11 protein-coding genes and 1 pseudogene are annotated in these 13,049 nt (G+C 60.2%); 9 read left to right on the top strand and 3 right to left on the bottom strand.

The window, feature by feature from the left end:
• Both fabZ and KH208_RS13435 read left to right on the top strand, forming a co-directional pair.
• Positions 1 to 364, top strand: a pseudogene (gene fabZ, locus KH208_RS13440) (3-hydroxyacyl-ACP dehydratase FabZ); the annotation flags it as partial.
• A gap of 1 nt (position 365) precedes the next feature.
• A complete protein-coding gene (locus KH208_RS13435; RefSeq protein ID WP_291437134.1) occupies positions 366 to 1,478 on the top strand; it encodes a glycosyltransferase in 1,113 nt (370 codons plus the stop codon).
• 104 nt (positions 1,479 to 1,582) lie between these two features.
• Here KH208_RS13435 and wbaP read toward each other — a convergent pair whose 3' ends face one another.
• A complete protein-coding gene (gene wbaP, locus KH208_RS13430; RefSeq protein WP_291437132.1) occupies positions 1,583 to 2,983 on the bottom strand; it encodes an undecaprenyl-phosphate galactose phosphotransferase WbaP in 1,401 nt (466 codons plus the stop codon).
• Between the two features lie 598 nt (positions 2,984 to 3,581).
• On the opposite strand from wbaP, the gene KH208_RS13425 reads away from it, so the two are divergent.
• The 4 genes from KH208_RS13425 to KH208_RS13410 all read left to right on the top strand — a co-directional run bounded on the left by KH208_RS13425 (position 3,582) and on the right by KH208_RS13410 (position 6,603).
• Positions 3,582 to 4,325 (top strand): ABC transporter substrate-binding protein, encoded by a 744-nt coding sequence (locus KH208_RS13425; protein WP_291437130.1) that lies wholly within the window; start codon positions 3,582 to 3,584, stop codon positions 4,323 to 4,325.
• Positions 4,326 to 4,464: 139 nt separating this feature from the next.
• A complete protein-coding gene (locus tag KH208_RS13420; protein WP_291437128.1) occupies positions 4,465 to 5,157 on the top strand; it encodes an amino acid ABC transporter permease in 693 nt (230 codons plus the stop codon).
• A gap of 3 nt (positions 5,158 to 5,160) precedes the next feature.
• Positions 5,161 to 5,919, top strand: a complete 759-nt coding sequence (locus tag KH208_RS13415; RefSeq protein WP_291437126.1) for an amino acid ABC transporter ATP-binding protein — start codon at positions 5,161 to 5,163, stop codon at positions 5,917 to 5,919.
• Between the two features lie 15 nt (positions 5,920 to 5,934).
• A complete protein-coding gene (locus KH208_RS13410; protein ID WP_291437123.1) occupies positions 5,935 to 6,603 on the top strand; it encodes an amino acid ABC transporter permease in 669 nt (222 codons plus the stop codon).
• A gap of 194 nt (positions 6,604 to 6,797) precedes the next feature.
• On the opposite strand, the gene KH208_RS13405 is transcribed toward KH208_RS13410, so the two are convergent.
• Both KH208_RS13405 and KH208_RS13400 read right to left on the bottom strand, forming a co-directional pair.
• Positions 6,798 to 7,142 carry a DVU0772 family protein gene (locus tag KH208_RS13405; protein ID WP_062253044.1) on the bottom strand — a complete coding sequence of 115 codons (345 nt, stop codon included), beginning with the start codon at positions 7,140 to 7,142 and terminating at the stop codon, positions 6,798 to 6,800.
• A gap of 204 nt (positions 7,143 to 7,346) precedes the next feature.
• Complete coding sequence (locus KH208_RS13400; RefSeq protein ID WP_291437121.1) at positions 7,347 to 10,097, bottom strand: hypothetical protein; 2,751 nt, start codon at positions 10,095 to 10,097, stop codon at positions 7,347 to 7,349.
• Positions 10,098 to 10,175: 78 nt separating this feature from the next.
• On the opposite strand from KH208_RS13400, the gene KH208_RS13395 reads away from it, so the two are divergent.
• The 3 genes from KH208_RS13395 to KH208_RS13385 all read left to right on the top strand — a co-directional run.
• Positions 10,176 to 10,541, top strand: coding sequence for a molybdenum cofactor biosynthesis protein MoaE (locus KH208_RS13395; RefSeq protein ID WP_291437119.1), 366 nt, complete (start codon positions 10,176 to 10,178; stop codon positions 10,539 to 10,541).
• A gap of 540 nt (positions 10,542 to 11,081) precedes the next feature.
• The gene (locus tag KH208_RS13390) at positions 11,082 to 11,213 is read left to right on the top strand and encodes a hypothetical protein (protein ID WP_291437117.1); all 132 of its coding nucleotides are present in this window, start codon (positions 11,082 to 11,084) and stop codon (positions 11,211 to 11,213) included.
• Positions 11,214 to 11,346: 133 nt separating this feature from the next.
• Positions 11,347 to 13,049 (top strand): methyl-accepting chemotaxis protein (locus KH208_RS13385; RefSeq protein ID WP_291437115.1); only part of this gene is annotated, 1,703 nt, incomplete at its 3' end.

The raw sequence follows: 13,049 nt of genomic DNA, 5'->3' as shown, positions 1-13,049 counted from the left end.
CGTGCCGGGCTAGCATATCAAGGCCTATAAAAACGTCAGCGTCAATGAACCCTTTTTCCAGGGCCATTTTCCCGGCGTGCCGATTATGCCCGGCGTGCTGATCCTGGAGGCCCTGGCCCAGACCGGCGGCCTGCTGGCCGCGGCGGGCCTGGGCGATCTCGCGGACAAACTCTTTCTCTTCACCGGCCTGGACGGCGTGAAATTCCGCCGCCAGGTGGTCCCCGGCGACCGTCTGGACCTGGAATGCTCCGACATGCGCATGAAGCTCAAGCTCTGCAAGATGGAGGCCCGCGCTTTTGTGGACGGCAAGCTGGCGGCCGAAGCCCGGATCACGGCCGCCATCGGCGACAGACCGGGAGCCTGAGATGCGCGTGGCCCTTGTTCACTACTGGCTTGTCGGCATGGCCGGCGGCGAACGGGTGCTGGAGGCGCTCTGCCGCATGTACCCGCAGGCCGACATCTTCACCCATGTGCTGGACCGCAGGGCCCTTTCCCCGGACATCGCCGGGCATCATATTGAAACAACGTTCATCAACCGTCTGCCCGGCAGCCGGAAGCAGTACCAGCGTTACCTTCCGCTCATGCCTCTGGCCCTGGAGCAACTTGACCTCACGGGCTACGATCTGATCATTTCCAGCGAATCCGGCCCGGCCAAGGGCGTGATCACCCGCGCGGACAGCCTGCATGTCTGCTACTGCCATACGCCCATGCGCTATCTCTGGGATACCTGGCCCGACTACATGGCCTCGGCCGGGGCGCTCACCCGCCTGGGCATGCGTCTGCTGCTGCCGGGCCTGCGGCGCTGGGACCTCGCCAGCTCATTTCGCGTGGATCATTTCGTGGCCAATTCGCGCACCGTGGCCCGGCGCATCCGCAAGCACTGGCGGCGTGAGGCGGCGGTGGTCTACCCACCGGTGAATATTACAGCCTTTACCCCGCGCGAGCGAACCGGCGGAGAATTTTATCTCTGCCTTGGCCGGTTGACGCACTACAAACGGGTTGATCTGGCGGTCAAGGCCTGTTCGCGGCTGAACCGGCCCCTGGTGGTTGTCGGCAAAGGAGAGGCGCTTAAAGCCCTACAGGCCGAAGCCGCGCCCTGCGTCCGCTTTCTGGGTCGTCAGGACGACGACGCGGTGGCGGATCTGCTGGCCCGCAGCAAAGCCCTGCTTTTCCCCGGCGAAGAGGATTTCGGCATCGTTCCCCTAGAAGCGGCGGCCTCGGGCGTGCCCGTGCTGGCCTATGGCCGGGGCGGCGCCACGGAAACGGTATGCGACGGCGTTACCGGCCTCTTTTTCACGAAACAGAGCGTGGAAGCAGTGGAAGCGGCCATTCTGGAGTTTGAACGCCGGGAACGGGATTTTGACCCCCAAGCTCTGCGCCGCCACGCCGAGAGCTTCGGCGAGAAGCGCTTCAGACAGGAATTCGCGCGGCAGGTGGAACTGGCGTGGACAGTGCAGAGCCGTCCGCCGGAACGTTAGAACAGAGTAACTTTTTTGAAATGCTCTAACGCCGAACAGCGGAGGCCCGCCGCGATGCAGCCTGGATTCCGGCAACACCGCGTTTTTGCCGGAATGTCCCCTTTTTAGTAGGCTCCATAGCCGGACAGCACCACCGGCACGGTTCTGCCCAGAATCCACAAATCCATCCAGACCGACCAGTTATTGATATAGTAGTGGTCGTAGGCCACACGCTCTTCATAACTGGTGTCGTTGCGGCCCGAAATCTGCCATAGCCCGGTAATGCCGGGCTTGACGCGGCAGTATTCGTCATAGACTTCGCCGTACTTCTCGATTTCCCCGCTCACAATGGGGCGCGGCCCCACCATGCTCATACCGCCCAGAACCACATTGATGAGCTGCGGCAGCTCGTCCAGGCTGGTCTTGCGCAGAAAAGCCCCCATGCGGGTGACCCGAGGGTCGTGCTTGAGCTTGTGGTCGCGCTTCCATTCTTCACGCAAGGCGGGATCGCGGGCCAGCCAGTCTTCAAGCACAGCGTCGGCATTGGCCGCCATGGTCCGGAATTTATAGATTTGCAGCGCCCGGCCGCCCTGGCCGATGCGTTGCTGCCGGTACAGGACCGGGCCGGGGCTGTCCAGGCGGATCAGCAGCCCCAGGATCAGGCCCAGCGGCAGAAGCACGGGCAGGATCAGCAGGCAGAAGAAAAGATCAATACAACGCTTCATCCGCAAGCGGCGCTTATCGTGCAGATTCTGGCGTAAAAGCAGGCCCACCACATTGCCCAGGTCACGCGGCGTCAGCCAGTAACATTTGAAGTCCTCGCCGAAGGAGGGCACCAGCAGCACCTTGCTGAAGTAGCGGTTGACTTCCGTGACGTAATCCAGGAGCTGCCCCTGTCCGACCTTTTGCAGAATCAGGGCCATGGCGTTGGGCCAGTGCCGCGCGGCGGTGCCCAGCATTTCCCGCACGCGTCGCGCATCATCGGGCAGGCCGAAAATTTCCACCGGCATCAGGCCCCGCTCCGGGTGGCGTCTGAGGTAATGCCAGAGATCGCGCCCCTGGTCGCTGCGGTCCAGAATGATCAGGGGCCTGCCCCACCAGCTTTTCCGGCAGTAGCGGCGGCGGCAGATGCCGCGCAGGATGGGCAGGGTAAAAATGGTGGCGGCCCAACTGCCCAGAATGACCAGGCGCGAATACAGGTCTCCGGTTTTTGCCAGAAAAAGCGCGGCCAGAATCATGCAATAGGTCAGGCTGACCATCAGGAAGAGGGCTTTCAGTTCGCGGTGCGGCGGCAGGCTGATGCTCTGGTACAGGCCCAGGCTTGCGCCGAGCAGTGGCCCCAGCAGTAAAAGCGGCAGCACCCAGCGGTAAAGGATGGAGTCAAGGTTGTCAAAAGCCGCGCGCAGCAAAAAAATCGCAATGGCCGTGCCCAGCAGGGCCAGGAGATCGGACAGCACCAGCAGAACTTTCTGCGGCGACAGGCCGAAGCGGTGCAGCAGGCGGATGGCGGGAGGAAACTGGGACATGACTGATTTGACCGTAGGCGGTAAGAGACTGGAACAGATCACACGCCGTTCGCCACATTTTGCCTGAAAACATGGGCACGAGCCGGGCCCTGCCGGGCTTTTGCTTTCAGCGCCATTTTTTAGAGCAGTTCACGTTTGAAATGGGTGAATCGCTCTGGTGGCCGCGTGAACGGGCTCCGCGCCCAAGCACGGGGAAGCGGCCGGAGGCGGCGCAGCCGCAAAAGGGCTTACGGGCATCAACGACAGCGCTAAACCGCGTTTCAATTTGGCAGTACTGTCTTATTTGTACGGCTCCCGCGTCGCCTGTAGCCAAAGCAACGCCCGAAGACCCGCCAACGGCTGCCGCTTCCGCGGCGCGCGGACAACGTAGTGTTTGAACTGTGTGAGATTTCAAACACAAAACTTTTTGTAGTATAGCCCGCCTCTGCATGAAGCACAAGACCTCCGCCGCGCGGGGACAACGTCCCGGCGAAAGCGCCCTTGCGTCAGGCGCGCGCTTCTGTTACAAAAAATTCTTGTTTTACCGGGGTCCGGCCGACGCGCATGCGCCCAAGGCCGCAGTCTGTTGTTCTGTCTTCTTTCGAGGGGGAAAATGAGCATGAAAAAATTTTTTGTCTGCGCGCTGCTGGCTTCCCTGCTGGCCGCCGTGCCCGCCTTTGCCCAAAAAAGCTACGTAAACGGCATTGACCCCAACTATCCGCCCTTTGCCTACGTGGATGAAAAGACCGGCCAGCCCGCCGGTTTTGACGTGGATTCCCTCAACTGGATCGCCAAAACCATGGGCGTGGAAATCACCCATAAGCCCATGGCCTGGGACGGCATTATCCCGGCCCTGCTGGCAAAACAGATCGACATGGTCGGCTCCGGCATGAGCATCACGCCGGAACGCTCCAAGATGGTGCAGTTCTCCAATCCCTACTGGACTGTTTCGCGCGTTTTTCTGGTGCCCGCCGATTCCAAGCTGACGCCTAACGACATCCTGAGCCAGAAGATCAAACTGGGCGTGCAGCGCGGCACCTCCGAAGCCAATGCCATCAAGCAGGAACAGCAGGAAAAGGGCTATCCCTTTGAACTGCGTTTCTATGAATCCGCGCCCCTGGCCGTGGAAGACCTGCTCAACGGCCGCATCCAGGCAGCCCTCATGGACGAACTGCCCGCCGACGACGCCATCGCCAAGGGCCGCGCCGTGAAAAAGGCCGGCACCCACGGCAAGCCCGACGGCTTCGGCGTGGCCTTGCGCAAGGACGACAAAGAGCTGCGCGCCCTGATCGACGAAGGCTACCGCAAGCTCATGGCCGACCCGTACTGGAAGGAACTGCAGAAAAAGTATCTGAACAAGTAAGCGGAGGCGGCCCGGCCGCCATCAGGCTTCCTTTTCCGCTTCCTGCCGTGACACGCGACACGACGCGGACCGCCGGAAAAGCCCGGCGGTCCGCGTCGCGCGGTGATTTGACCCGCAAATTTTCTGCCCGGCGCTGCCCATGAATTCACTGACCGTCGTTTTCAACGCCCTGCCCGCCATCCTGGCCGGAAGTTTCGTGACCATCGGCAACGTGACCGCGTCCTTGGCCATGGGGCTGGTGCTGGGCGTGCCGCTGGCCGTGGGCCAGGTCTACGGCGGCCCGTGGCTGCGTCGGCTGGTGGCGCTGTACGTCTGGTTTTTCCGGGGCGTGCCCATTCTGGTGCTGCTTTTTCTCTGCTACGGCCTGTTCATCAGCTTGGGCCTGCCTGCCGATCCCTTTCTGATCTGCTGCCTGGTGCTCGGCTGCACCAGTACGGCCTATCAATCCCAGATTTTCCGTGGGGCCATCGAAAGCCTGCCCCAGGGGCAGCTCAAAGCGGCGCGCGCCTTGGGCATGCATGACTTCACTGGCATCCGCTGTATTGTTCTGCCCCAGGCCCTGCGCCTTTCCATCCCGGGCTGGGCCAACGAATTTTCCATCCTGCTCAAGGACTCGGCCATCTGCTACGTCCTGGGCACTCAGGACATCATGGCCCGCACCTCCTTTGTGGCCGCGCGCACCCACGAGCATCTGGCGCTGTATGCCGCGGCGGGTCTGATCTATTTCGTGCTGACGCTGGTGGTGCTCAAGCTGCTGCGCCGCCTGGAAGACAAAGTCCATGTGCCGGGCTATTCCACGGGAACGGGCATGGAAGGCATGGGAGCGGGATAAGCCATGTGCGCAGAACAGGAAGTGGTGTTGCGGGTTGAGGGCATCTCCAAACAATTGGGCGGCAAGCCTATTCTGGATAATTGCTCGCTGACGGTCCGCCGGGGCGAACTCAAGGTGCTTATCGGTCCCTCGGGCGCGGGCAAGAGCACGCTTCTGCAGTGCATCGACTGCCTGATTCCGCCGGATTCCGGTGAAATCTGGCTGGAAGGCGAACGTCTTGAGATGCACGACAAGCGCAAACTCTGCGCTTTCCGCGCCCAGGTGGGGATGATCTTTCAGGATTTCAATCTCTTCGATCATCTCACGGCCGAGGAAAATGTGGCTATCGCCCTGCGCAAAGTGCGCGGCATGTCCCGCAGGGACGCTAAAGCCCGTGCCCTGGAAGAACTGGGGCGCGTGGGCCTGGCCCGGCGCGCCCTGCTCTACCCGGCCCAGCTTTCGGGCGGCCAGAAGCAGCGCGTTGCCATCGCCCGGGCTCTGGCCATGGACCCCAAAGTCATCCTGCTGGACGAGCCCACCTCGGCTCTGGACCCGGAGCTGGTGGGCGAAGTGCTGGCCGTGATCCGGGATCTGGCGCGCGGCGGCATGACCATGATCATGGCTACCCACCAGATGGATTTCGCCCGGGCCCTGGCTACGGAAATCCTGTTCATGGAGCGCGGCAGAATCATTGAACAGGGCATTCCGGACGACCTGCTGGCCGAGGGCTCGGCCACGCGCACCCGTGATTTTTGCGCCCGCCTTCTGGAGATGGGCGCGTAGCCGCCGGGAATACGCATGTTGGATACGGTCTTTTTCAGCCATGAGCTGCTGCCCGCCCTGAACAGGGGGCTGCTGGTCTCCCTTGCCCTGATCATCCCCGCCGGCAGTCTGGGCTTTGTGGGCGGCGTGCTCATCGGCTGCATGCGCACTTTCGGCCCGCGCTGGCTGCGCCGCCTGGGCGACTGGTACACCGCCATCCTGCGCGGCGTGCCCCTGGCCGTGCAATTAATGATGATCTACTACGCCCTGCCCAAGCTGGGCATCTATTTCGCACCCTACGGCGCGGCCCTGACTTCCTTCATCCTCTGCACGGCGGCCTATCAGTCGGAATATATACGCGGGGCCCTGCTCTCCATCCGCCAGGGGCAGATTCGCGCGGCTCAGGCCCTGGGCTTCAGCGCCTGGCAGACCGTGGCCTGGATCGTGGTGCCCCAGGCCGCCCGCCGGGCACTGCCCGGCTGCGGCAACGAGATCATCTATCTGATCAAGTACAGCTCCCTGGCCTATCTGGTGACCTGCATGGAACTGATGGGCGAAGGCAAGGTCGTGGCCTCGGACACCTTCCGCTTCACCGAAGTCTTCATCACCGTGGGAGCCTACTATCTGATCATGGTCACTCTGGCCACCTGGCTGCTGCGCTGGCTGGAAAAACGCTTTCACGTGCCGGGCTTCGGCGCGCGCTGACAAAGCCGCCCACAGCAACAGCCGGTCGCCGGACGGGTTCGTACCGCAAAAGTACACATCCCACCGGGACCGGCTGTTGCCGCAATTCAGATGCACTGCCGTTGCGCGGCAACTTCCAGGGTCCGCCCTCAGTAAAAGCCGTCCGTGAAAAGCTGCATCTTTCCGCGCGGCAAGGGTTTCTCGTCTGAAACGCCCTACTGCTCCAGCTCGCTTTTCAGCCAGGCCTTGATCCCGGGAGTGGGTTCGCTGATGCCGCGCCATGTGCCGTGGGCCTGGCGGAAATCCGCCAGCAGGCTGTCCGGCAGGGGCACGCTGATGAGATCGTCGGCCCGCTCGGAATTACGCCGCACCAGGCGCACCACCGGCGGATCCTGCCAACTGTCCACCACGAAATAATGGGACACATCCTCTTTGGAGCGCACCGGCGGGTATTCGGCATGCCAGTCGTTGTTGCCCCATTCCAGATACATGGTCACCGCATGTTCCGGCGTGAGATTCCAATCTATATCGTAGAGCGCGAAATCTTTCAGGCTCGGCATGGTAGCCTCCTTGCCACGGGATTTTGAGCAGTTAACGCTTGAAATGCTCGTCTACGGCGGACAAAGCCCGCCCACTTGCATTTCGCGGCAAGGATTTGCAAGCAAATCCTTACAGAGCGGCTGACGCGTCTCATGTGTCAACCCTTCCCTGTATTGATAATATTTATTAATAAACTTGGCAACCCCGGCCCGCCACAAGGCGGCTCAACCTTTCATCCGCTCTTTGAGCTGGCGCTGCACTTCCCTCCCGCTTTCGATCCGCTGATTGCGGCGAGCGCTTTCAGTTTCGGCCATGCGCTGGCGGCGGATGCGCTCCAGGCGCATCTGCTGCGCCTTTTCCCGCTGCTCGCGGGCCTGCTCCAGAAGTTTTTCCCGCTTGCGGTCAAAGACCAGGGTGGTGTGCAGGGCCCCGATGCCGATGGCGATGATGGTGATAATGACCGCCAGCACTTTCTGGATGGACCACTGATTTTCGCCCAGCAGATTCTTGAGCCAGCCCAGATAAAGACTGTCGCCCCAGAAGACCACGATGGGCACGCCGATGAAACAGAACAGCAGGCCCACGATCTCCACCCAGATAAACGTCTTGCCCATGGTCAGGGCGAAAAGCGTGCCGTCGCGCACCATGCGCAGGAACTTGAGGCGCTTTTTCAGATTGCGCAGCAATTCGTTGAGCCGGGGCGTGGTGTCCTGTGCGCGCTTGAAGGTTTCGGCCTCGTTGAAGTTGCAGGCAAAGGCCCAGTTGATGATGCCCGCGCTTTCGTTGAAATCGCTGCTGAAGTCGCGCAGGACAGAGGGGAAGGGGAACCAGGAAGCCTCGTCGCGGATTTCCTGCAACACGTCCAGGTAATACTTGTAGCGGTTGCGCAGCTCCTCCACCTCGCGCTGGATGCTTTCTTCCAGCTCCTTTTCCAGCACCGGACGCTGCTCCACCACCTGGAGAAACGCAATATAGTTGTTGATGTTGCTCAGGGCTTCCAGCTTATGGATCTTGCTTCCGAGCTGCAACTGCACCGGATGGTCCGGTGGAAACCAGTCATTGAGCCGGGCCTCCAAAGCGTTGATTCTGGCCCGCTCCTCTTCGGCGTTCTTCTTGGCCTCGGCCCAGAGATCATAGAGCGAGGAAAGGATCAGCAGCCGCCCGCGCTCCAGTCCGGGATCAATGAGCACGCGGTTGAAATAGGAAGGCTCCTCCCGGACCAGCTTGGTGATCTGCTCCAGCACCTGTTCGGCAAAGCCCATTTTGACCCGGCAGACAATGCCCCGGTACTGCACGTCGCGCCATTGGGGCATGACCCGCCAGACCTGGGCATACTGCTCGATGGCCGGGCCGTACTGGCCCTGCTCTTCCGAGAGCCGCCCCTGCAGGAATTCATTCCAGGCCTGGAGCGTGGGGGCGGGAGTCAGACTGGCCGCTTCGCGGAAACAGGCCGCCGCATGGCTGAAATCGTTCTTCTCTATGAGCAGAAAAGCCCGCACCATGCGCAGGCGCGGATCGCGCTGGTGGCGGGTAATGGTCTGGAGTACCTTTTTTTCGAGATCGGACAGTTCGTCGGACGCGGCGCGGGCCAACTGGTCCAGCAGATCCCAGGCCGGGCTGTCGTCGCGGGTGGGCTTTTCCTCGTCCTGGTCCGGCTCGCGCATGCGGTAGAGCCAGTGCCGGGGCACGTTGCGCAACTGGCCCGGACCGTTGATGTCCAGCACGGCCTGCATCAGCAGGGCCGCGTCGTCCTTGCCCTCCAGCAGTTCCTCGTAGCCCTCCACGCTGTCCTGTCCCAGCACCATCTCAATGCGCCGGAAGGCCTCGTTGATGTTTTCCAGGTCCAGGCCCGCCAGCTCGTCCCAGATTTCAGGCCTGCTCGGAAAATAGGTGCGCGTGGGGCACTCCGCCGCCGTATGGCTGGGAATGCCGCAATAAAAGCAGCCCCCGGCTCCGCTGCTGCCCACGGTAAGCCGCCCGGCCATGAGCAGGGGGATGGAACGGGCGCTGATGCTGTTTTCGTCCAGCAGCACGTTGCACCAGCTGTCCATGCTGGCCTGCTCGCCGGTAAAACGCAGATCACGCACCGTGAAGCCGTCGCCCAACAGATAGGCATTGCGATAACTGATGTACGGGAAATCCGGCATCAGATTGTCCCATTGCAGGCCGATTTTTTTGGGAAGGTCGGTATTGAAATTGAGATTGTTGCGGTCGGCAACCACGCAGACGCAGGGCCAGTACGTGCCGGGCTCGTTCTGCTCCTTGTCGAAGCTGCGCAGGTAGTCGCGCAAAAAGGTGCGCAGCATCAGCAGATTGTCCACGGCCACCATGACGAAGGTTTCGTGCACGATGGACTTGATCTTGTGCTTTTGCAGCAGCGCCTCGACGCGCTTGAACATGGAGCTCCAGCCGTTCTGAAAGGCCTTGTCCAGCGGGCTGCCCAGAGGGTGCAAAATGGCGAACCAGGCCTGGGTGGAGGAGTACGGCATGCGCACGTCCACCACGGGCGTGGCCCAGTCCACGGAAGCCATGCCCTGGCGGCCCGGACGGCTTTCAAAGGAGATGCCGGGCAGGGCGCTGCGCCCTTCCCGGCTCTTGGGGTGCACCCAGACTTCCAGACTGTCCCTGACCAGCATTTCCTGGACCCGCAACGCGCCGTCCAGGGAAAGACCGGCGTCGCGCTTGCTGCTCAGTTGCAGGCGGCCGGGGAAAAGCTCGATGCTCACGGCCAGTTCATTGAAATTGCCCCAGACCATCAGCCGGGCCAGGGCCAGAAAGACGTCGTCGGTGAAGAAAAACCAGAGGGCCTGCTCGCGTTCCTCGCCCACCAGCATGCCGCCGTAGTTGAGCAGGGTCTGGCTCACCGCTGGCGTGAGATTGTTGTGCCAGCAGACCCAGAGCACATGGCCCATGGTGCTCATGTGCACATCCTTGCCCTCGGGCAGGCGGGCCAGAAGCTGCGATAACTGCGCCATCAATAAAATCCTTTATGGCCGGGCGTCCGGCATATATACTTGCCGCAGTCAGCCACTCTTTCAACCAAGGCGGTCCCAATGGATATTAACAAAACTCTTCAGGAACTCAAAGCCCGCCCCGGCTTCACCGAACACGTGGGCATGATGCTCGTGCACAACGGCGTGGTGCGCGGCTGGTCCCGCAAGGACCACGCGCCGGTCAGCGCCGTGCGCGTCAGCCATGACAACGAGAAAATGCGCGAAATCTGCCGCGAGATGGAACAGCGCCCCGGCATTTTCGCCATCGTCGCCCAGGCCGAGGAGGGCCTGCTCAAACCCGGCGACGACCTGCTCTTCCTGGTGGTGGCCGGGGATATCCGCGAGCATGTCAAAGCGACCTTCGCCGAATTGCTGGACCGGATCAAGGCCGAAGCCGTCATCAAGCAGGAGTACCACGAGGCCTGAGACCGGCGCGTCTTCCCCCCTTCCTGTCTTATCGGCCGCTTGCGACCCGCGATTAGCCGGAGAGTCCGGCTTCGCGCGCGGCGGTCTTTCTTTATCCTGATGAGACGCCGTTGCCCCTGACCGCAAGACGAAAATAAAGCACAATGGCAAGCGCACACTGGATTAAATTACGATTAAAAGAGACATATTTTTATCGTCATATTTTTGCACGTTCCGCAATAAATAACGGAGCGTGTTTTTTTATTTTTCATAATTTATTTATTAAAATATATATAGCTAAATAAAAACTATTTTAATATTAAAATTCTCATCATAGTAAAATTATATTTCCCATATATAATAAATTTTGTAATCTTATATATCCATATATCGTTTAGATTTTATTGTAATTTTTCTTGATTTTACCCCTGCTTCCAAATAATTGTTCCAGAACACTAATATTCTTTATCCTTGTTCCGATAATAACTGACAGAGATACATCCGACATCGCCTGATTTATTGGGCAACGCCACGAATCTTTTTTTCAGCGCGGGGTTTATGATGAATAAAATCGTCGGATTTTCCTTCCTCCCCCAAAAACCTTTGCGGCACTGCTCCGCCCTGTACCGTTCTTTATTGCGCAGAGAGAGAGAGAGAGAGAGAGAGAGAGAGAGAGAGAGAGAGAGAGATTAGGTAATCGGCTGTCCGAAAGAAAAACCGTTGCCCATGGCCATGATGGCCATGGCTGACGGTTTTTTATTGGCGCGTTCTTTTCCCATTTGGAAAACACCTCTGCCTTTTCAACTACATCAAGAGGAGAGAGAAGATGAAGCTGTCGATGAAAACCGCCGTGAGCATGGGCGCGCTGGCCGCCCTCATGGCAGTCCTGGGCCTTTACTTGCTCATGCAGATGTCCAAGGTCAACAATGTTACAACTGTTCTGAGTCAGCGCCAGATACCACTGGTGCAAATGATCGGCACCATCAACAATGCCGCTTCGGAATACCGTCTGGCCGAAGCCATGCACATCTATGCCACGGACTCCGTGCAGATGGGCAACTATGAAAAGACACAGCAGAAGTGGACGGAAATTATCGCCGAGGACATCAAAAAAATTGAGCGCCTGATCGTCAGCCCCCGGACCAGAGAAATTTTTCAGACTTACCTGGCGGCCCGGCAGAATTATCGCAACGTGTCCAAGCAGCTGCTTGAACTGTCACGGGAATTACGCACGGAACAGGCGGTTACCCTGCTGCTCGGCGAATCTCTCAAAGATTACGATACGATGAGCACAGCCTTGGACAACACCATCAACGCTATCAAAGAGAACGTCAACGAGAGCAACACTGCTGCCGACAAGATGTACTACAATTCACGCCTGACCGGCATCATTCTGATAACGGCGGCCATTCTTATTGCCGTCGTCCTGACCCTGTTGCTGGTGCGCAATACCATCCGCCAGCTGGGCAAGGATCCCGGCGAACTGAACGGCATCGCCCATCGCGTGGTGGAAGGCGACTACAATATCGACGACGGCGGCAAAAAACTGGGCGTTTACGGCGCCATTGTGGAAATGGTCAATGCCCTGAAGCAAAATATTGAAAATGCTCAACGTGAATCTGAAAACGCCAAAGAGCAGTCCGCCAAGGCCCAGGAGGCCATGGAACAGGCCGAAGCGGCGAGCACGGAAGCGCAAAGCAAGACCCAGGCCATGCTGGTGGCCGCCGACAAGCTGGAAGCCGTGGGCAATGTGGTTTCCTCGGCCTCCAGCGAACTTTCGGCCCAGATCGAGCAATCCGACCGGGGCGCGGCCGAGTCCGCCCAGCGCCTGTCCGAAGCGGCCACGGCCATGAACGAAATGAACGCTACGGTCCAGGAAGTGGCGAAAAACGCCGGTTCCGCTTCCAGCGCCTCCGCCGAAACCAAACAGAAGGCCCAGGCGGGCGCGCAGGTGGTGGAAAAGGCCGTGCACAGCATCGGGCAGGTCCATCAGATGTCCCTGGAACTCAAGGGGGATATGGTCCAGCTCAACGAGCACGCCCAGGACATCACCCGGATCATGAATGTGATCTCGGACATCGCGGACCAGACCAATCTGCTGGCCCTCAACGCCGCCATTGAGGCCGCCCGCGCGGGCGAGGCAGGGCGCGGCTTCGCCGTGGTGGCCGACGAGGTACGCAAGCTGGCCGAAAAGACCATGGCCTCCACCAATGACGTGGGCAATGCCATCAAGGCCATCCAGGAGAGCACGGCCAAAAGCATGACCGGCGTGGACAATGCCGTGGAGCGCATCGGCGAGGCCACGGAACTGGCCAGCAAGTCCGGCACGGCGCTTCAGGAAATTCTTGCCACCGTGGAAGCCACGGCGGACCAGGTCAACGCTATTGCCACGGCCAGCGAGGAACAGTCCGCCGCCAGCGAAGAAATCAACCAGTCCATCGTCCAGGTCAACGATATGGCAAGACAAAGCGCCGAGGCCATGGCCGAGGCGGCCAAGGCCGTGTCCGACCTGGCCGCCCAGGCCCAGGG

The sequence above is a fragment of the Desulfovibrio sp. genome (assembly GCF_018379785.1).
GTDB lineage: Bacteria > Desulfobacterota > Desulfovibrionia > Desulfovibrionales > Desulfovibrionaceae > Desulfovibrio.
The sequence above is the reverse complement of the archived record's forward strand: the minus strand, read 5'-3'. Positions and strand labels throughout refer to the sequence as shown.

Excerpts from the sequence above, each read along its gene's own strand:
- KH208_RS13435 (WP_291437134.1), top strand. The coding sequence starts at position 366 with ATGCGCGTGGCCCTTGTTCACTACTGGCTTGTCGGCATGGCCGGCGGC.
- KH208_RS13420 (WP_291437128.1), top strand. The coding sequence starts at position 4,465 with ATGAATTCACTGACCGTCGTTTTCAACGCCCTGCCCGCCATCCTGGCC.
- KH208_RS13415 (WP_291437126.1), top strand. The coding sequence starts at position 5,161 with ATGTGCGCAGAACAGGAAGTGGTGTTGCGGGTTGAGGGCATCTCCAAA.
- KH208_RS13390 (WP_291437117.1), top strand. The coding sequence starts at position 11,082 with ATGAATAAAATCGTCGGATTTTCCTTCCTCCCCCAAAAACCTTTGCGG.
- wbaP (WP_291437132.1), bottom strand. The coding sequence starts at position 2,983 with ATGTCCCAGTTTCCTCCCGCCATCCGCCTGCTGCACCGCTTCGGCCTG.
- KH208_RS13425 (WP_291437130.1), top strand. The coding sequence starts at position 3,582 with ATGAAAAAATTTTTTGTCTGCGCGCTGCTGGCTTCCCTGCTGGCCGCC.
- KH208_RS13405 (WP_062253044.1), bottom strand. The coding sequence starts at position 7,142 with ATGCCGAGCCTGAAAGATTTCGCGCTCTACGATATAGATTGGAATCTC.
- KH208_RS13400 (WP_291437121.1), bottom strand. The coding sequence starts at position 10,097 with ATGGCGCAGTTATCGCAGCTTCTGGCCCGCCTGCCCGAGGGCAAGGAT.
- KH208_RS13395 (WP_291437119.1), top strand. The coding sequence starts at position 10,176 with ATGGATATTAACAAAACTCTTCAGGAACTCAAAGCCCGCCCCGGCTTC.
- KH208_RS13410 (WP_291437123.1), top strand. The coding sequence starts at position 5,935 with ATGTTGGATACGGTCTTTTTCAGCCATGAGCTGCTGCCCGCCCTGAAC.